Genomic DNA, 20822 nt, shown 5'->3' with positions numbered 1-20822 from the left:
CACCGGTTGCAACGGGGCCCGGTCGGGGCCGGCCGCTGGCTGCGAAGCGGCATGATTGTTATAGTATAACAAAACGCCGCACAAGAGGCACGAGGACGGGCTGATTTTGCTCCGGGGCGTTATGCCGGGCGTCCGGCTGTGCTATCTCTCGGGACAAATAGACATAAAACGACAAGGAATCCCGGGGGGAGCTTTCATGGGAACGGTGGCGTCGAAACGCGCAACGCAGGCGTCCGCCGACGCGGAGTTCGGGCCATGGCTGTCGCAGGCCTCAATCCTGATCGTCGACGACGAGCCGGGCATGCGCAATTTTCTGGTCCGGACGCTCGCGCCCTATTGCAAGCAGGTCGAGGAGGCGGAAGACACCGCCATGGCCTCGGCGAAGCTGGATGCGCATCACTTCGACGTCGTCATCCTCGACAATATCATGCCCGGAAAGTCCGGCGTCGAATGGCTGGCCGAGCAAAGGAAGATCGGCTTCTTCGCCCGTGCGATCCTGATGACGGCCTATGCGGACCTGGAGACGGCGATCCAGGCGCTGCGCGCCGGGGCCGTGGATTTCGTGCTCAAGCCGTTCCGCTCGAACCAGCTTCTCAACGCGGTCGCGCGCTGTCTCGACCGGGTCACGCTGTCGCGGGAGAACCAGGTGCTGCGCCACCAGTTGCAGGCAACGTCCGACCATTTGCTGCTGCGCGACAAGCTGATCGGCCATTCGCCGCAGATCGGCCTCATCCGCGAGACGATCGCCCGGGTCGCGCCGCTGCCGACCTCGGTGCTGATCACCGGCGAATCCGGCACCGGCAAGGAAGTCGCGGCCCGCTCGATCCACGAATTGTCGGACAGGAGCGACAAGCCCTTCGTGCCGGTCAATTGCGCGGCCATTCCCGCCGACATGATCGAGGCCGAATTGTTCGGGCACCTGAAGGGGGCCTTCACCGGGGCCGCATCGAACCGGGAAGGGCTCTTCATGCATGCGCAAGGGGGCACGCTGTTTCTCGACGAGATCGGCGACCTGCCGCTGCCGCTGCAGGGCAAGCTGCTGCGGGCGATCGAGGATCGCAGGGTCCGTCCCATCGGCTCGGAGCGCGAGGTGCCGGTGGACCTCCGGTTCGTCTTCGCCACCAACGCGGACCTGGAACACCAGGTGGAGGCCGGGCGGTTCCGGGCGGATCTTTATTATCGCATCAATGTCCTGCAGCTCGAGATGCCGCCGCTGCGGGCGCGCGGCGACGACGTTCGCGAACTGGCCGAACTGTTCATGCAAAAGCTTGCCGTGCAGCTCGGCATGCCGCCGGTGCCGATGGACGCGGAGACCGTCGCCGGGCTGCTGGCCTATGACTGGCCGGGAAACGTGCGGGAGCTGCGCAACATGATCGAGCGCTCGCTTATCCTCGGCCGGTTCCCGGAGGAGATCTCGGGCAAGGGCGGGTCGGCCCTGGCGGGCCGCGACACACTGGAACCGGAGACGCTGGAAGAGGTCGAGCGGCGCCATATCCTGTCCGTGCTGGCGGCGAGCGAGGGCAACCGGGCGGAGGCGGCGCGGCGCCTGGGCATCGCGCGCAAGACCATCGACCGCAAGCTCGCCGACTGGAATGGCTGAGGGAGGGCAGGCGCCCGCCCGCCGCAACCGGCTCTCCGTCCGGGTCCGGCTGCTCGCCATCGCCCTGCTGCCGACGCTGGTCGTGCTGCCGTTGTTCCTCGGCTGGGCAATGGTCCGCTGGAACTCGAAATTCGACTCCCTGCTGAAAACCAAGGTGAACGGCGACCTGACCATCGCCCACCAGTATTTCACGCGCATCCTGGAGAATGCCGGCGAGCGGATCGACGCGCTCGGCCAGTCGGCGGAGTTTCGCGATATCGTCGCGAGCCGGGATGGCGCCGGACTGGCGGGGCTTTTGGAACGCCGGCGCAAGGAACTGGGCCTCGACTTCCTCTACCTCGCAACCGGGCAGGATGGTGTGCGGGCGGCCTCGCCCGCCGGGGCACGACCACCGCCCGGCCGCGACTGGCCGGTGATCGCCAGGGCGATGAACGGGGAGCCCGCGACCAGCGTCGACATTTTCGAGCGCGAAGACCTTGCCGGCATCTCGCCGGACCTGGCGGCGCGGGCAAGCCTCGACCTGATCCCCACGCCGAACGCGGTGCCGAGCGAACGCACCGCCGAGACAAGGGGCATGATCGTGCATTCGGCGAGCCCGGTCACGGTGCCCGGCAGCTCCGCCGCTGCCCTTGTCGGGGGAATCCTGCTCAACCAGAACCTGGTCTTCATCGACACGATCAACGACCTGGTCTACCGCGAGGCAAGCCTTCCGGAGGGCAGCCAGGGCACGGCGACGCTCTTCCTGGAGGATGTGCGCGTCAGCACCAATGTCCGTCTCTTCGAGGACCGGCGGGCCCTGGGCACGCGGGTTTCGGCGGCGGTGCGCGAGCGGGTCCTGGGCCAGGGCGAGGTCTGGCTCGACAGCGCTTTCGTGGTCAACGACTGGTACATCTCCGCCTACGAGCCGATCGTCGACAGCCGCGGCGACCGGGTCGGCATGCTTTATGTCGGTTTTCTCGAAACGCCGTTCCAGGAAGAAAAGCTGGCGACGCTCATTGCCGTCCTGTTCGGCTTCCTGGTCGTCACCGCCGGAAGCGTGCCGATGTTCCTGCGCTGGGCGCGGGGCGTCTTCAAACCGCTGGAGCGAATGACGGACACGATCGCCCGGGTGGAGCATGGCGACCTCGGCGCCCGCACGCGCTCCAACGGCGAGAGCGACGAGATCGCCCGTGTCGCGCAGCATCTCGACCACCTGCTCGACCAGGTGCAGGAGAGGGACCGGCAGTTGCGCTCCTGGAACGAGGAACTGAATGCCCGTGTCGAGGAGCGCACGCACGACCTGATGCAGGCCAACAAGCAGCTCGAGGAGACCACCAAGCAGCTCATCATGTCGGAGAAGCTGGCGGCCATCGGCGAGATCACCGCCGGTGTCGCCCACGAGATCAACAACCCCATCGCCGTCATCCAGGGCAATCTCGAGGTGCTCCGGATGCTTCTGGGAGAACGGGCCGAGGTTGCGGGCACGGAGATCCGGCTGATCGACGAGCAGGTCCACAGGATCAACCAGATCGTGATGAAGCTGCTGCAATTCGCCAAGCCGGACGAGTATGCAGGCTATGCCGACCGCCACGCCCCCGACGAGGTCATCTCCGACTGCCTGCCGCTGGTCCGCCACCTGTTGCGCAAGACCGAGATCGAGGTGCGGCGCGAGCCGCTGGCCCGCCGCACGGTGCTGATGAACCGGACCGAACTCCAGCAGGTGCTGATCAACCTGATCGTCAATGCCGTTCACGCGATGCCGGAGGGGGGCGTCCTGTCGCTGAAGACGCGCGACACGGCCCGGGACGGCATCGAAGGGGTGACCGTCGCGGTCGCCGACACTGGCGTTGGCATGAGCGCGCAGGTGCTGGAACGGGTCTTCGATCCGTTCTACACGACCAAAAGCCGTCAGGGCACCGGGCTCGGCCTGTCGATCACGCAGACGCTGGTCAGCCGGCAGGGCGGGGATATCCGTGTCGACAGCATGCCGGGGTCAGGCACCACCTTCACGATCTGGTTGCCTGAGACCTCGCCACCTGAGACCTCGCTGCCGGAGAGATGAGCGGATGAGGTCCGGTTGCCGATGGCGGGCCGGGCCGCCGCAGCAGCGGCGGACAAAATGTCCATGCCGCGCAGCGTTTCGCCCGGGGGCCTGGACAAATTGACCTTCCTGAATAGTCGTTATCTATCAAACCATTGATAATACTTATTTCCTCGAGTTGGCTTCGAACTTGCTCAGGTCACGGCGCTGCCTGGATGCAGCTCCCGCTTTCACCCGGGGGCTGTCGTTCCCGGCCAGAGGCGGGAGGCCCCTGGCGGGACGATGCAACCGGCAGCGGGCATCCGGTCCGAAAGGTCCGGCCGGGAGAGGATGTCGATTGCCGGCACCGGCCAGACCGTCTTCGCCGAATGCCCCGACATTCGTGCATGGGAGGAGAATTGGTGCATGTTTGACAGGCTGAAGAAACAACACATCGTCGCAGAGGACGGGTTCAACCGCTGGAAGGTTCCGCCGGCGTCGATCGCCATCCATCTGTGTATCGGCTCCGTCTATGCATGGAGCATCTTCAATCCGCCACTGATCAAGCAGTTCGGCGTGGTGGCCGCGGCTCCCGGCGACTGGAGCCTGTCGTCCGTGGTCTGGATCTTCTCGGTCTCCATCGTGTTTCTGGGTCTTGCCGCGGCCTTTGCCGGCAAGTGGCTGGAAGAGGTCGGACCGCGCATGGTCGGTGTCGTCGCCGCGATGTGCTGGGGCGGCGGCTTCATTATCGGTGGCGTCGGCATCATGACCCACCAGCTGTGGCTGCTCTACCTGGGCTACGGCGTGCTTGGCGGCTGCGGTCTCGGCCTTGGATATGTCTCGCCGGTCTCGACGCTGATCCGCTGGTTCCCGGACCGGCGCGGCATGGCGACGGGCATGGCCATCATGGGTTTCGGCGGCGGTGCCATGATCGCGACGCCGATCAAGGAATACCTGCTCGGCCTGTTCTACAAGGCGCCGGACTATCTGGGGCCGCAAGGAGCGGTCGAGCTCGTCACCGAGGGCGGCAAACGGATGGCCGAACTGAACGGCCAGCTGGTCGAGGTGGTGATCGCCGGCGCGAAGCAGGTGGCGGCCGCCCCGGTCCCGCTGCAGGAAGGCATCTACGTCGTCGGCACGGGCAACACCGGTGCGGCGGGCACCTTCTTCACGCTCGGTATCGCCTATTTCATCGTGATGATCATCGCGGCCTTCTCCTACCGGGTGCCGCGTGAAGGCTGGCTCCCGGCCGGCTGGACGCCGCCGAGCGCCGATGCCGCCTCGCGCAAGATGATCACCCAGAACAACGTTCATATCGATCAGGCTTTGAAGACGCCGCAGTTCTACCTTCTGTGGATCGTGCTGTGCTTCAACGTGACGGCTGGCATCGGCGTGATCGGCGTCGCCAAGACCATGATGTCGGAGATCTTCGGAACGACCCTGCCGATGATCGTGAACTCCGCCTTCGCGGCGACCTACGTGTTCATGATCTCCGTCTTCAACATGGTCGGCCGCTTTTTCTGGGCGTCAACGTCGGACTATATCGGGCGCAAGAACACCTATCATTGCTTCTTCGTCCTGGGCATCATCCTGTACCTGTCCATCCCCTTCGCGGCGGCACAGGTCAGCGTGAACCCGGCGGTGACGTGGCTGGTCATGTTCTACGCGGCCACCATGATCATCTTCACGATGTATGGCGGCGGCTTCGCGACGATCCCGGCCTATCTGGCGGACATCTTCGGCACCAAGTATGTCGGCGGCATTCACGGGCGCCTGCTGACTGCCTGGAGCACCGCCGGCGTGCTGGGCCCGCTCGCGATCACGCAGTTGCGCAACATGTCGCTGACCAACGCGATCTCGGATCTTGCATCCAAGGTCGACCCGGCAACCTTCGCCGAGAAGTTCGGCGCGGGCATCGACCAGCTCGACCAGCTTGTCGCGGCCAAGACGGTGACGGTGGCGCAGTTGATGGAAATCGCTCCCGCCGGAACGGTCGATCCGACGCCGAGCCTCTACAACACCACCATGTATGCCATGGCGGCCTTGCTGGTGATCGCGCTGATCGCCAATGCCATGGTTCGCCCGGTCAACGCCCGGCACTACATGGAGAGCGCCGGGGAGAGCGCCGGGGATGCGAGCCTGGACGGCGCGGAACCGGCGAAAGCCTGATCGCCACGATCATCAGGACCCGGACGCGTTCCTCGCGCCCGGGTCCTGTCTGGCCTGCAAGGGCCATGCAGCGTGGAGGCCGGCCGTGATCGACAAGCTGGAAATGTTCATGGCGCTTGCCCGGGAGAAGCATTTCGGCCGGGCGGCGGAGGAGCGGGGCGTGACCCAGCCGACCCTGTCGGCGGCCGTCAAGCAACTCGAGGAGCAACTCGGCGTGCTGCTGGTACTGCGCGGCTCGCGCTATCAGGGCCTGACGCCGGAGGGCCAGCGCGTGCTGGAATGGGCGCGGCGGCTCGTCGCCGACGTGCGCACCATGCAGCAGGAAATCAGGACGGTGCGCGACGGCCTCAGCGGCCACTTGCGCATCGCCGCGATCCCGACGGCGCTGTCCTACGTCCCGGAGCTGACGACGCCGTTCGCCGAGCAGAACCCGGGAGTGCGCTATTCCATCCTGTCACGGTCTTCCGCGGACATCCTGTCGCTCCTGGAGAACCTGGAGATAGATGCCGGCGTCACGTATCTGGGCAACGAGCCTGTCGGCCGGGTTGTCCAGGTCCCGCTCTACCGGGAAAGCTATTGCCTGGTGACGATGCGCGGGGCGCCGCTGAGCGAGCGGAAACGGGTCACCTGGGGCGAGGTCGGCCGTGTGCCGCTATGCCTGCTGACACGGGGCATGCAAAACCGCCGGATCGTCGACAGCACGCTGGCCGAGATGAATGCCGACGCGACGCCGACACTGGAGTCGGATTCGATCGTGGCCCTGATGGCGCATGTACGCAGCGGGCGCTGGGCGACGATCGTGCCGCAGAGCCTTGCCGAGACATTTGCAAGCGAAGCGTTGCGGATCATCCCGGTCACCGAACCCGATGTCGGCACGATGGTCGGCCTGGTGACAACCCGGCGCGAGCCGCATGCGCCGCTGATCGCCGCGCTGCTGCGTCTGGCGCGGCAGGTTTCGGCAAGTCGAAAAGCGGAGGCTTTGGTTCATCTATAGAAATGTGCAATCGCTCAACGGAACAGCGCTGTTGATGTTTCGCCGTGTATTGCAGAGGTTCCGTCATGCCGGCTCGGCGAGGGAGGAATAAATGGTTTTGCAGTTGTCGTCGCAAGAGATCGCGGAGCGGACGAGTGCCGTTGTCGAAGAACTTGCCCAACTCGAAGGGCCTCTCCTGCCCATCCTGCATGCGGTGCAGCACGAGTTCGGCTTTGTGCCGGCCGGCGCGCTGCCGGTGATCGCCGAAGGTCTCAACCTGAGTCGAGCGGAGGTGCATGGCGTGATGTCGTTCTACCACGACTTCCGCGAGACACCCGCCGGCCGGCATGTGGTGAAGGTCTGCCGCGCCGAGGCCTGCCAGTCCATGGGAGGCGATGCCCTCGCCGAGCGGATGCGCGAAAGGCTTGGCGTCGACTGGCACGGGACGACGGCGGACGGGAACGTGACGCTTGAACCGGTCTTCTGTCTCGGACTTTGCGCCTGCGCACCGGCGGCGATGGTCGACGGGCGCCTTGTCGGGCGGGTGGACGAGGCGCGGGTCGAGGCCCTCTTGGCGGAGGTGGGCGCATGAGGATCTTCGTTCCCCGGGATGCGGCGGCCAGGGCGCTTGGCGCCGATGCGGTCGCGGCCGAAATCGCGGCGCAGGCCGAACGGCGCGGCGTCGATGTGGAAATCGTGCGCAATGGCAGCCGGGGCATGGTCTGGCTGGAGCCGCTTGTCGAGATCGACGGGCCGGACGGCCGGCTTGCCTTCGGCCCGATGGAGGCGAGGGATGTCGCGGGCCTGTTCGAGGCGCGGCAGGATCACCCCAAGGCCCTCGGCCCGACGGACGAACTCGACTGGATGAAGCGGCAGACGCGGCTGACCTTCGCCCGCTGCGGCGTCATCGATCCGCTGTCGCTGGCCGATTACGAGGCGCATGGCGGGCTTGCGGGCCTGCGCCGGGCGATCGGCATGACGGGCGCCGAGATCGTCGAGGAAGTGACCGAGTCCGGCCTGCGCGGCCGTGGCGGGGCGGGCTTCCCGACGGGCATCAAGTGGAAGACCGTGGCGGGCGCGGACGCCCCGCAGAAATACATCGTCTGCAATGCGGACGAAGGCGATAGCGGCACCTTCGCCGACCGGATGCTGATGGAGGGGGATCCGTTCACGCTGATCGAGGGAATGGCGATCGCCGGCCTCGCGGTCGGGGCGACGAAGGGATACGTCTACCTGCGCTCAGAATATCCCGACGCCATCGAGGTGATGAACGAGGCAGTGCGGATCGCCCGGCAGGAGCGGGTGCTCGGCCGCTCCGTGCTTGGCTCCGCCCATGCCTTCGACATGGAGATCCGCGTCGGCGCGGGAGCCTATGTGTGCGGCGAGGAGACCTCGCTCCTGAACAGCCTCGAGGGCAAGCGCGGCGTGGTGCGCGCGAAACCGCCGCTGCCGGCGCTGGAGGGCTTCCTCGGCCGGCCGACCGTGGTCAACAACGTGATTTCGCTGGCAACGGTACCGGTCATCATGGAGCGCGGCGCCGCGTTCTATCGCGACTTCGGCATGGGCCGCTCGCGTGGTACAATTCCGCTGCAGATCGCCGGAAACGTCGCGCGGGGCGGGTTGTTCGAGGTTGCCTTCGGCCTCAGCCTTGCCGAGATCGTCGACGATATTGCAGGAGGCACGGCAAGCGGCCGGCCGGTGAAGGCGGTGCAGGTCGGCGGGCCGCTCGGCGCCTACTTTCCGCGCGAGCTGTTCGACACGCCCTTCGGCTACGAGGACTACGCGGCGCAGGACGGCCTGATCGGCCATGCCGGCCTCGTTGTTTTCGACGATACGGTCGACATGCTGAAACAGGCCCGGTTCGCCATGGAGTTCTGCGCCATCGAGAGCTGCGGCAAGTGCACGCCCTGCCGGATCGGCGCGGTGCGCGGGGTCGAGACGGTCGACAGGATCGCTCGCGGAGACCGGCCGGACGAGCAGATCGTGCTGCTGAAGGACCTATGCAACACCATGAAGGCGGGATCGCTCTGCGCGCTGGGCGGCTTCACGCCCTATCCGGTGGTCAGCGCACTGACCCATTTCCCGCAGGATTTCACCCCCCGGCCCCTGACCGAAGCGGCGGAGTAGACCCATGACCCTGATCAAGGAAACCGATTTCGGCACACCGGCGGCAACGTCCGGAACCATGGTCACCCTGACGGTCGACGGTTTCGACGTCACGGTTCCCGAGGGCACGTCGGTGATGCGCGCGTCGGTGGAGGCGGGCATCAAGATCCCCAAGCTCTGCGCCACCGACATGGTCGATGCCTTCGGCTCCTGCCGGCTCTGCCTGGTGGAGATCGAGGGGCGGCGCGGGACGCCCGCCTCCTGCACGACGCCTGTCGAGCCGGGCATGGTGGTGCGCACCCAGACGGGCCGGCTGAAGGACATCAGGCGCGGGGTGATGGAGCTTTATATCTCCGACCACCCGCTCGATTGCCTGACCTGCGCCGCCAATGGCGACTGCGAATTGCAGGACATGGCCGGCGCGGTCGGCCTGCGCGACGTGCGCTACGAGGCCGTCGACACGCATTTCAGGGCGAAGAACACGTCCGGCGAGGCCAATCCGCAATGGATGGCGAAGGACGAGAGCAACCCCTATTTCACCTACGATCCGGCGAAATGCATCGTCTGCTCGCGCTGCGTCCGGGCCTGCGAGGAAGTGCAGGGCACGTTTGCGCTGACCATCGAGGGGCGCGGGTTCGACAGCCGGGTCTCGGCCGGCATGCACGAGGATTTCCTCGCCTCCGAATGCGTCTCCTGCGGCGCCTGCGTGCAGGCCTGCCCGACGGCGACCCTGCAGGAGAAGTCGGTGATCGAGATCGGCACGCCCGACCGCTCGGTGGTGACCACCTGCGCCTATTGCGGCGTCGGCTGTTCGTTCAAGGCGGAGCTGCGCGGCGACGAGCTGGTGCGCATGGTTCCCTACAAGGACGGCAAGGCCAATCGCGGCCATTCCTGCGTCAAGGGGCGTTTCGCCTATGGTTACGCCTCGCACAAGGACCGTATCCTCAACCCGATGATCCGCGAGAAGATCACTGATCCCTGGCGCGAGGTCTCCTGGGAGGAGGCGCTGTCCTTCGCGGCGACGAAGCTGCGCGCCATCCAGTATGAGCTGGGACGGGATTCCATCGGCGTCATCACCTCGTCGCGTTGCACCAACGAGGAGACCTACCTCGTCCAGAAACTGACCCGCGCGGTGTTCGGCAACAACAACACCGACACCTGCGCCCGGGTCTGCCATTCGCCGACCGGCTACGGCCTCGGCCAGACCTTCGGCACCTCCGCCGGCACGCAGGACTTCGACAGTGTCGAGCATACCGACGTGGTGGTGGTGATCGGCGCCAACCCGACCGACGGCCATCCGGTCTTCGCCTCCAGGCTGAAGAAGCGGCTGCGCCAGGGGGCGAAGCTGATCGTCGTCGATCCGCGCCGCATCGACCTGGTCAAGACGCCGCATGTGGAGGCCGCCCACCACCTGGCCCTGCGGCCGGGCACCAATGTCGCCGTGGTCACGGCGCTTGCCCATGTGATCGTGACGGAGGGGCTGTTCGACGAGGCCTTCATTCGCGACCGCTGCGACCAGGACGCGTTCGCCGACTATGCGGAATTCGTTGCCGATCCGAAGCACAGCCCGGAGGCGGTGGAAGGCCTGACCGGCGTTCCGGCGCAGGAGCTGCGCGCCGCCGCGCGGCTCTATGCCAGGGGCGGCAACGGCGCGATCTATTACGGCCTTGGCGTGACCGAGCACAGCCAGGGCTCGACCACCGTCATCGGCATCGCCAACCTTGCCATGCTGACCGGCAATATCGGCCGGCCGGGCGTCGGCGTGAACCCCTTGCGCGGCCAGAACAACGTGCAAGGCTCCTGCGACATGGGGTCGTTCCCGCACGAGCTGCCGGGATATCGCCATGTGAACGGGGCGGAGGTGCGCGACATCTTCGAGACGCTGTGGGGCGTTTCCATCTCCGACGAGCCGGGGCTCCGGATTCCCAACATGCTCGACGCGGCGGTCGACGGCACGTTCAAGGGCCTCTACTGCCAGGGCGAGGACATCCTGCAGTCCGACCCGGACACCAAGCATGTGTCGGCGGGCCTTGCGGCGATGGACTGCGTCATCGTGCATGACCTCTTCCTCAACGAGACGGCCAATTACGCCCATGTGTTCCTGCCGGGTTCGACCTTCCTGGAAAAGGACGGAACCTTCACCAACGCGGAGCGCCGGATCAACCGGGTGCGCAAGGTGATGGCGCCGAGGAACGGTTATGCCGACTGGGAGGTGACCCAGATGCTCGCCAACGCCATGGGCGGCAACTGGAGCTACACCCATCCCTCGCAGATCATGGACGAGATCGCGGCGACGACGCCGAGTTTTGCCAATGTCTCCTACGCGCTGCTGGAGGAGAAAGGCTCGGTCCAGTGGCCCTGCAACGAGAAGACCCCGGACGGCTCGCCGGTGATGCATGTGGACGAGTTCGTGCGCGGCAAGGGGCGGTTCATCCGCACCGACTACATCGCGACGGACGAGAAGACCGGCCCGCGCTTCCCGCTGCTGCTGACGACGGGCCGCATCCTGTCGCAATACAATGTCGGGGCGCAGACCCGGCGCACCGGGAACGTCGTCTGGCATGCCGAGGATCTGCTGGAGATCCATCCGCATGATGCGGAGGTGCGCGGGGTCAAGGACGGCGACTGGATCAAGCTGGCCAGTCGGTCCGGCGAGACCGCCTTGCGGGCGACGCTCACCGACAAGGTGTCGCCGGGCGTCGTCTACACGACCTTCCATCACCCGGCGACGCAGGCGAACGTCATCACCACCGACTATTCCGACTGGGCGACGAACTGCCCGGAATACAAGGTGACCGCAGTGCAGGTCATGCCGTCGAACGGCCCGACCGACTGGCAGGAGAAATACGAGGAATTCTCCACGCTGTCGCGGCGTATCGAGGCGGCCGAGTAGCCATGGCAACGCATCGCCCCGTCAGCGGTGTCGCCTGGCGCGATGGCCGCTGCGTTCCGTGTTCCCGCGAACTGGCTGAAGAGGTGGCCGTGGCACTCAGCTACAACGGGGCGACCCAGGCGGTGATGATGGCAACGCCGGCGGATCTCGACGATTTCGCCATCGGCTTCTCGATCACCGAGGGCTTCGCCACACGCGAGGAAATCGTCTCGATCGAGGCCGTCCAGGCGGTGCGCGGCATCGATCTGAGGATCTGGCTTGCCGAGAAGGCCGGCCGGCGGCTGAACGAGCGGCGGCGGTCGATGGCCGGTCCCGTCGGCTGCGGGCTGTGCGGCATCGACAGCCTCGATGAGGCGATGCGGCCGCCGCCGCCGGTCGCGGTTCGCCTGGCACCCCTGACGGGGAGCGAGATCCGTGAAGCCATCGCCGGGATTTCCGCGCATCAGCCATTGCACGACGCCACCAGGTCGGCACATGCGGCCGGCTTCTGGCTGCCGGGAAAGGGCATGCTGGCGGTGCGCGAGGATGTCGGCCGGCACAACGCGCTCGACAAGCTGGTGGGCGGGCTCGCCCGCGAGGGTGTCGCCGCCTCGTCGGGCATCATGCTGATCACCAGCCGGGCGTCCGTCGATCTCGTCCAGAAGACCGCCATGGCCGGCTGCGGCATGCTGGTCGCGGCCTCGGCACCGACCGCGGCCGCCGTCGAGACGGCCGAGGGGGCCGGCATATGCCTTGTCGGTCTCGGCCGGACGGACGGCTTTGAAATCTTCTCGAGACTCGAACGAATTCATTCCCGGAAAGACGCCAATGTCGCCTGAGAAACTCACCTACATGGCCAACCAGATCGCCGGCTTCTTCCGCACGCGGCCACATCAGGAAGCGATCGACGGCGTTGCGGATCACATCAGCAAGTTCTGGGAACCCAGAATGCGCGCCCAGTTGTTTTCCATGATCGAGCAGGGCGGTGCCGGTTTCGATCCGCTGGTCCTCGATGCAGCGCCGAGCATCCGCAAGGTCGGCTAGGGCCAGGACCCATTGTCGCCATCGACGCTGAAGCCTTCAGGCTTCGTGCTCCGGCAGGCGTGCTTGCCGGCACGGCATTGCTTGTCGCGATGACCTGGCCCGCTGAGCGCCGGGAGCCCCCTTCCAACGTGGACAAAATTCGAAGAATCAAAGACTAATCGGGAGATATCGATATTCTTCAAAGGAATTGACGATGGCCAAGGCTGCGCGACACAGGCATGTGCACGACCGGCTACGGCTTGGAACTTCCCTCATCGCGATCATGATCTCGGGCGCCGCGCTTGCGGACGGCGCGACACTTCCCGCCTGCGACGCTTCCGGCGCGGGAAGCACGCTGCATATTGTCAGGAACGGCGGTGCGGGGGCTGACGGTCACGGGACGGCGCTGCCCCGTGCCGGCGAAGCCGGCGGCACTGTTGCATGCCAGGTCGGCACGGGGCCGGGCAGCACGTCACCGGGCAGCACGGTGCTTTCGACGACTGTCGTCTCGAATGGCGGCCAGGGCGGCAATGGCGATGAATACAATATCGGTTTCGCGATCATCGGCGCGCCTGGCGGCGCGGGCGGAAGCGGCGGGACGGTCAACCTTCTTGTCGACGGCTCGCTGACCACCAATGTCACGGGCCACGCCGTCCTGGCTGTCGGCGGACTGGCCGGGAACGGTGGCGTCTCGACGAGGTCCCAGGTGGTCAGCGGCGGCGAAGGCGGCACCGGGGGGGCGGGCGGCACGGTGACGCTGACCCATACGGGAACCCTGACGGTGAGCGGCGACGAAAGCTCCGCGCTCGAGGCGACCAGCACGGGGCGGACCGGCGGTCTCGGCGGGGGCACGGCAGCCGATCAGGTTCTCGGCGCATTCACCGGACTTGCCGGCGGCGAGGGCGGCGCCGGTGGCCATGGCGGCGCGGCGACGATCAACAACAGCGGCACGATCACCGTCGGCAACGGCGCTTATGTCGGTGTCCGGGTGCGCAGCATCGGCGGGGACGGCAACACCGGCGGAATGTCCGAACGCGGGCTGCTGGGGCACGTGCATGTCGGGGCCAGAGGCGGCAATGGCGGCAATGGCGGCGTTGCCACGCTCACCAACAGCGGCAGCATCACGACGAATGAGATCAACGTCACGGCCGTGCTCGTCCAGACATCCGGCGGCAATGGCGGCACGGGCGGTGCGGGCATTGGCGGGATCGGCGGCAATGGCGGTGACGGCGGCACGATCAACGTCACCAATACCGGCTCGATCCTGACGACGCGGGAATTCTCCGACGGCGTCTTCACCCAGTCCGTCGCCGGCAATGGCGGGGCGGGCGGCCACGGCGCTGCCGGGGGCACCGGCGGCGCGGGTGGCGACATCACGGTCACCAACAACGGCATGATCGAGACCCAGGGCTATTTCTCCACGGCGATCTACGGCATCAGCGTGGCGGGCGGCGGACAGGATGGCGGGGCCAGCCAGGGCCGGATCGCGGTTGGCGGCGATGGCGGTGCCGGCGGACGGGGCGGCAACGTCACCGTCGACATGAGCGGCACGAGCCTTGCCGCGGGACAATACAGCGTCCACACGTCCGGTGCCTTCGCCAACGGCATTCACCTGATTTCCGTGGGCGGCGGCGGCGGGCGCGGCGGCAATGCGGTTGCAACCGGCGTGTTCTCGGCGGTGGCCATCGGCGGTTCCGGCGGCGCGGCCGGCGATGGCGGCACCGTCACGGTGAACCTCAACCGCTCCGCGAGCATCCTGACCGAGGGCGATCTTGCCAATGCGATCATCGTCCAGTCGATCGGCGGTGGCGGCGGAACGGGCGGCAGCGCTAGGGCGCAGGCTTATTTCTCGTCCGTGGCGGTCGGCGGCAGCGGCGGCACCGGGGGTGACGGCGGCGCGCTGAACGTTGCGCTCGGCAACCAGGCAAGCATCGCCACGCGCGGCCACCATGCGTCGGCGATCATCGCGCAGTCGATTGGCGGCGGCGGCGGATCGGGCGGCCAGGCGCACGCGTCCTCCTCGGCACCGATCCTGGCAACGTCGGTTTCCATGGGCGGCAATGGCGCATCCGGCGGCAATGGCGGTGCCATCGACATCAGGCTCGATGCAGGATCCTCGGTCACGACAGGCACCGAGAACACGGCGAACGCCAACCTGATAGACGGCGCGGGAACCCATTCCGTCGGCGTGCTGGCCCAGTCCATCGGCGGCGGCGGGGGCAATGGCGGGTCGGCAGGCTCGTCGTCGGTGTCCTATGCGGACGGCGTGTCGTTTTCGGCGGCGGTCGCCATCGGCGGCAGGGGCGGAACGGGCGGCGATGGCGGCAGGATTTCCGGTACGGCCAATGGCGGGGTCACGACCCATGACGCCAATTCCGACGCCATCGTCCTGCAATCCATCGGCGGGGGCGGGGGCAATGGCGGCGGCGCGCATGCCTTCAGCCTGTCCGTGGGCGGCGATGCCGACAGCATTTCGGCCGACGTGGCGGTCGGTGGCGCGGGCGGACATGGCGGCGACGGCGGGGCGGTGTCGCTGGCCAGCGCCGGTGCAATCCGGACGGAAGGCGAGAACTCCGACGGCATCGTCTTGCAATCGGTCGGCGGGGGCGGGGGCAATGGCGGGTCGGCTCTCGCCTTCAGCGCGGCTGTCAGCATCGGGCCGAGCCTGAGCGCCTCGGTTGCCATCGGAGGATCGGGCGGGACGGGCGGGCTCGGCCGCGCGGTGACCTTTGCCGGAACCGGCAGCGTGACGACACTCGGGTCGAATTCGACCGGCGTGCTGGCCCAGTCGGTCGGCGGGGGCGGCGGCAATGGCGGCTCGGCCACGACGGTCAGCGTGTCCGCCTCGACCCAGCAATCGGTGACGCTGGGAGCATCGGTCGGAGGGCATGGCGGCAGCGGCGGCCACGCGGAAACCGTCACCATCGACGGCGTCGGCAGCATCGCCACGTCCGGGCACAATTCGGCGGGCGTCATCGCCCAGTCCGTGGGCGGCGGCGGCGGCAATGGCGGCAATGCCTCGGCGGTGACGCTGTCGGCCTCGGCCGAGGGCTCGTTCTCCGCGCCTGTTTCCGTCGGCGGCAATGGCGGCGGGGGCGGCAATGGCGGCGCGGTCAAGCTCACCACCACGGGCGGCCGTGTCGCGACGTCGGGAGCGAATTCGGCCGGAATGCTGATCCAGTCGATCGGCGGCGGCGGAGGCAATGCCGGCACGGCGATGAGCGTCAACGCCAGCATCACGGACGGTCCCAACGCCAAGAGCATCACCACGCCGGTCTCGGTCGGGGGCAAGGGCGGGCCCGGGGGAACCGCCGGGGAAATCACCATCAAGTCGGCGACGACGATTGTCACGAGCGGCGACACGTCGAGCGGGTTGATCGCCCAGTCGGTCGCCGGGGGCGGGGGCAACGGCGGTGCAGCGATCACTGCCAATGTCACAATCTCCAGCGAGGCGCGCGGGTCGCTGGGCGGCGGTGCCGCCGTTGGCGGCGACGGCGGAAACGGGCACAGGGGCGGAACCATCTCGCTCGCCAATGCGGGCGCGATCTCGACCGGCGGGGACCTCTCCCACGGGATCGTGGCGCAGTCGATCGGCGGGGGCGGGGGCAATGGCGGCTCGGCCTCGACCATCACCTTCACCCTGTCGGCACCGGCCGACCTGGAGACGAAGAACAACGCGGTCAACCTGGAAACGTCGATTGGCGGCAAGGGCGGTTCCGGCAATCACGGCGGTGCCGTCAGCGCCGGCAACACGGCAAGGATCCAGACCGGCGGCAATCATTCCGTCGGCATGCTGGTGCAGTCGGTCGGCGGCGGCGGCGGCACGGGCGGCAATGTCGCCTCGCTCTCCGGAGCGGCGGGCAAGTCCGTCACCAGCATCGGCGTCGATATCGGCGGCAAGGGCGGGGCCGGCGGCGACGGCGGCGATATTTCGGCGCAGAACCACGGCACGATCCTGACCCGGGGCAACAATGCATCCGGCGTCCTGGTGCAGTCCGTTGGCGGCGGCGGCGGGTTCGGCGGCAATGCCACGCGGCTGGCGGCCGGGGCGGGGTCGAAGGTCAAGAACCTCAATGCGGTCGTCGGAGGAGGCGGCGGTTCGGCAGGCAATGGCGGGTCGTCGAAGCAGGCGTTCACGAATACCGGAACCGTCGCCACATTCGGCCATCGGTCCGCGGCGGTGGTTGTCCAGTCGATCGGCGGCGGCGGCGGCGCGGGCGGCGACGTCATCACCCGCACGGCCAGCCTCGGCGCCAAGAACACCGACCACGGCACGCGCTCGGTCACCAGCGGAACGACGACCACGACCGTTGGCGGGGCGGGCGGAAACGGCGGCAACGGGCTGGCGGTCGCCATCGCCAACAGCGGCGCCGTGCTGACCCACGGCGCCAACGCGCACGGGCTTGTCGGCCAGTCCGTCGGCGGGGGCGGGGGCATGCACGGCCTCGTCGACACGTATGACCTCAGGCAGGCGACCGACAGTGACAGCGATGACACCGCACCCTCGCCGCCGAACGTGCGGGCGGTGGTGACGCGGGAAGTGACGCGGGCGATCTTCGGCGGATCGGACACGGGAACCGACGGGAACGGCGGTGCCGTCGACATCTCCATGGCCGCCGGCAGCACGGTGTCGACATTCGGCGGGGCGTCCCACGGCGTGCTGGCCCAGTCGCTGGGCGGCGGGGGAGGCGATATCGGCCATGTCGAGGCGGTGAGCCTTGCGGCCGGCGAAACGGCACCGGCGAGCGAGAGCGCGGGAACGGCGAGTTCCACCTACGATTTCACCGTCCGGCTCGGCTCCGCGGACCATTCGCTAGCCAGTTCGTCCGGCGACAGCGGCGCGACACTGGCGGCAGGCGCCACGGCGACGACCTCCGGCACCGGATCCCGCGGCGTTCTGGCCCAGTCGATCGCCGGCGGCGGCGGTACGTTCGCCGCCGTGCTCGACAGCACCCATGTCGCCGGCGACGTGCCCACCGCCACGTTCGACATCACCCTCGGCGGCGAACAGGGGCACAGCGGCCACCCGGCGCGAAGCGGGTCGGCGACGGTGACGTTCGGCAGCGAGGGCGGCGGGCAGGCGGCCCGCGTCGTCACCGCCGCGGACCTGTCGCACGCCCTGGTGGCGCAGTCCGTCGCCTCGGGCGGCGGCAGCGCCGGGGTGATCATCTCCGACACGCTCTCGATTGCCGACCAGCGGATCACGGCGCGCCTTGGCGGGCGCGGCGCGGCGGAGGGCGCCGGCGGGCTCGCCAGCGTCGCCGCCAACGGAAACATCACCACGGCGGGCGTCAACTCCTTCGGCATCCTGAGCCAGTCGGTCGGCAGCGGCGGCGGCGAGTTTTTCGCCGACCTGACGCAGGGAGCCTCGGCAACGCTTCAACTCGACTTCGGCACGGAAGAGGCCGGGTACGCGAGCGCCGGCGAGGCGGCGGCGTCGCTTTCCGGGACGGTTGCAACCCATGGCCGGCTGTCTCACGGGATCGTGGCGCAGTCGGTCGGCGGCGGCGGCGGCGTCGCGACGGTCAATGCGGATGCGGTCGGCACGCTCAACCTCAACGCCACGTTCGGACGCACGACGGCCACCGGCGGGAACGGGGGCCGCGCAACGGTCGACCTGGCCGGCGGTCATGTCGCCACGGCCGGCGACTTTTCCTTTGGCGTGCTGGCGCAGTCGATTGGCGGCGGCGGCGGGCTGCTTTCGGTCGATGCCGGTACCAGTACGACCATCATCGATCTCGCCTTGCACACGGGCGGCGGCGGTGCGGGTGGCGCCGTCGACGTGTCGCTGGACGCGGCGAGTTCGATCACGACCTCGGGCAACCATGCGCATGGCATCTTTGCCCAGTCGGCGGGGAGCGGCGGCGGGCTCGCCCTGATCGGCGGGGAGACAATCGGGATCCCGTCCGGGCCAACGGGCCCGGCCGCGGCACCCGTCGGCGGCGGGGCGGTCACGGTGACCTCGCATGGCGACATCCGCACCAGCGGAGACTATTCGGACGGCATCTTCGCCTACTCGGCCAGCGGCGGGGCGCTGGTGGTCGAGAACGGCAATGGCGGGCGGATGATCGCCGGGCATGAGACGGGAGTGCAATCGGGACAGGTGACAGTCGCTCAGAGCGGCGCGGTCTCGGTGACGGGCGATCATGCCTCGGCGATCTCGGCGCTGGCGCGCCGGTCCGACGGAACCGCCATTTCGCTCGATATCGGCGGCAGGGTGAGCGCCTCGGGGGACGGGGGAGCGGCCGTTCGCGCGGTCAACGGCACGGCCGGCTCGTTCTCGCATGGCAGCAATTCCACCGTCACGACCAGTGTCAATGTGCGCGAGGGGGCCTTCGTGCTGGCCCGCGACGCCGCCACCGCCACCAGCGCCATCCAGATCGACGACGGACTGGGGCGGTTCGCGCTCGACATCGACGGCACGGTCGCCGCCGTCGGGGCGGACGGCGGCAGGATCAGCACCTATGGCGGCCGGCAGACCGCCATCCGCGTCAATGGCGAGGGGGCAATCGAGATCGGCGCGAGCGGCGGTGTCGAGGGAACGATCGAGGTGGATCGCGGCACGGTCGCGGTGACAAACCATGGCGTGATCGACGGGTCGCTGATCAATGCCGGCCTCTACACGCTGGGCAGTGGCGGTCGCCATTTCCTCGAAATCGATCCGGTCGCGGGAACGGCGGCCTATATCTCCGCGCTCGTCGTCGACAATGATGGCGGCACCCTCAACCCCTATCTGTCCTCCTTCGGACACCTGGCGCATTCCGTCGAGATCGTCGACAGTTTCGGCGCGGGCGCGGTTGCCGGACATGTGGCCAACACGCCGGTCCTGACGTTCCATACGACAAGCAGCGCTGACAGCGTTTCCGTGACGGGCGTGACCGCCAGCTTTGCCGGAGCCGGACTTTCCGGCAATGCGGCGACCGTGGCGCGGGCCGTGGATCCGCTGGTGCAGAGCTGGATGAACGGGGAGAGCGTCAGCCCGGCAGACGAGAACCTTTACGCCTTCCTGCTCGCGGCGGCCAACACGACGAGCACCGGCGGGCTGTCGGGCACCCTGTCGGATCATCTCGACGCCTCGCAGGATTACGACGTCGCCGTGAACCAGCACGTCGCCGCCATCTCGCATATCGACAACCTGCACAGCTGCGGAACCCAGTCCGGACCCTGGGCAGCCTTGCGCGAGGACGAGTGCACCTGGGCCAGGGCAACGCACCGGATCACCGACAATTTCGCCTCCGGCAACACGGTCCGCGTTTCCGGCTTCTCCGTCGGCCGGCAGGCGGCCATCGCCGAGAACTGGCGGCTTGGCGTGGGCGCCGGCTTCAACCTGAGCGGCAGCAGCGGTTCGGGAACCTCGAGCGACGGCTACGGCATCCATGCCGGCGGCGTCGTCAAATATACACGCGACGCCTGGTTGGCGACGGCGGCCGTGACCGGCTCCTATACATGGGGGGATTCCAGCCGCTTCGTCCCTGCCTCCGGCGCGACCGCCCAGTCGGACCAGAAGGCCGCCGGTATCTCCGCGCGCCTGCGCATGGCGCATGCGTTCGATTTCGGCGGGGTCTTCGCCATCCCGACGCTGGATCTCGACATGTCCTGGGTTCACGATTTCGGCTACACGGAACGGGGCGCGGGCAGCTTCGGGCTGGCCGTCGATGCGCATGACATGTTCCTGGCCGATCTTCATCCGCAATTGCGGTTCGGCACCGATATCCGCTTCGGCGACGATGTCGTCGTCCGTCCCTATCTGGAGGCCGGTGTCGCCTTCGCGCTCGATGACGAGCACCGGATGACCCAGTCCTTCACGGCGGGAGCGCTGGCGGGCACCAGGTTCTCCGTCACCACGGATCGCGACAAGGTGCGGGGGACGATTGCCGCCGGGCTGAGCGTGCTGCAGGGCGAGCGCTTCGAGGCGAAGCTGCGCTATGACGGCAGCTTCGGCAGGGAGAGCCGTTCCCATGCGGCGAGTTTCAAGGTCGGCCTGCATTTCTGACGGAGCGGGGCGAGCGGCTTGACTTTGCCGCCGCGATCCCCCAACTCTCGGTGCATGTTCAAGTCCGGGTCTCCTTCTTCGAAGCTT

Annotated in this window: 10 protein-coding genes; all 10 read left to right on the top strand. The window is 67.8% G+C overall.

Annotated features, from left to right (window positions below; genetic code table 11):
• Positions 1 to 196: 196 nt before the first annotated feature.
• Entirely contained in the window at positions 197 to 1600 is a 1404-nt protein-coding gene (locus tag ACQY46_RS22695; protein WP_428698226.1) for a sigma-54-dependent transcriptional regulator, read from the top strand.
• The gene (locus ACQY46_RS22690; protein WP_428698225.1) at positions 1593 to 3641 is read left to right on the top strand and encodes a sensor histidine kinase; all 2049 of its coding nucleotides are present in this window, start codon (positions 1593 to 1595) and stop codon (positions 3639 to 3641) included. Before ACQY46_RS22695 ends, ACQY46_RS22690 begins: the two co-directional genes overlap by 8 nt.
• Before the next feature lie 384 nt (positions 3642 to 4025).
• Positions 4026 to 5768 carry an OFA family MFS transporter gene (locus ACQY46_RS22685; RefSeq protein WP_428698224.1) on the top strand — a complete coding sequence of 581 codons (1743 nt, stop codon included), beginning with the start codon at positions 4026 to 4028 and terminating at the stop codon, positions 5766 to 5768.
• 85 nt (positions 5769 to 5853) lie between these two features.
• A complete protein-coding gene (locus tag ACQY46_RS22680) occupies positions 5854 to 6762 on the top strand; it encodes a LysR family transcriptional regulator (RefSeq protein WP_428698223.1) in 909 nt (302 codons plus the stop codon).
• A gap of 91 nt (positions 6763 to 6853) precedes the next feature.
• Positions 6854 to 7333: a formate dehydrogenase subunit gamma gene (locus ACQY46_RS22675; protein ID WP_428698222.1), complete on the top strand. Its 480-nt coding sequence runs from the start codon at positions 6854 to 6856 to the stop codon at positions 7331 to 7333.
• Entirely contained in the window at positions 7330 to 8868 is a 1539-nt protein-coding gene (locus ACQY46_RS22670) for an NADH-ubiquinone oxidoreductase-F iron-sulfur binding region domain-containing protein (RefSeq protein ID WP_428698221.1), read from the top strand. Before ACQY46_RS22675 ends, ACQY46_RS22670 begins: the two co-directional genes overlap by 4 nt.
• 4 nt (positions 8869 to 8872) lie before the next feature.
• Positions 8873 to 11740: a formate dehydrogenase subunit alpha gene (fdhF, locus tag ACQY46_RS22665; RefSeq protein WP_428698220.1), complete on the top strand. Its 2868-nt coding sequence runs from the start codon at positions 8873 to 8875 to the stop codon at positions 11738 to 11740.
• 2 nt (positions 11741 to 11742) lie between these two features.
• On the top strand, positions 11743 to 12558 hold the full coding sequence (fdhD, locus tag ACQY46_RS22660) for a formate dehydrogenase accessory sulfurtransferase FdhD (RefSeq protein WP_428698219.1): 816 nt from the start codon (positions 11743 to 11745) through the stop codon (positions 12556 to 12558).
• Positions 12548 to 12763, top strand: coding sequence for a formate dehydrogenase subunit delta (locus ACQY46_RS22655; protein WP_428698217.1), 216 nt, complete (start codon positions 12548 to 12550; stop codon positions 12761 to 12763). The genes fdhD and ACQY46_RS22655 overlap by 11 nt, the downstream gene beginning before the upstream one ends.
• A 193-nt stretch (positions 12764 to 12956) precedes the next feature.
• Positions 12957 to 20735, top strand: a complete 7779-nt coding sequence (locus ACQY46_RS22650) for a hypothetical protein (protein WP_428698216.1) — start codon at positions 12957 to 12959, stop codon at positions 20733 to 20735.
• Positions 20736 to 20822 lie beyond the last annotated feature (87 nt).

The sequence above is a fragment of the Stappia sp. genome, from assembly GCF_965276915.1.
Taxonomy (GTDB): Bacteria; Pseudomonadota; Alphaproteobacteria; order Rhizobiales; family Stappiaceae; genus Stappia.
This window is presented reverse-complemented; position numbering and strand designations above follow the sequence as displayed.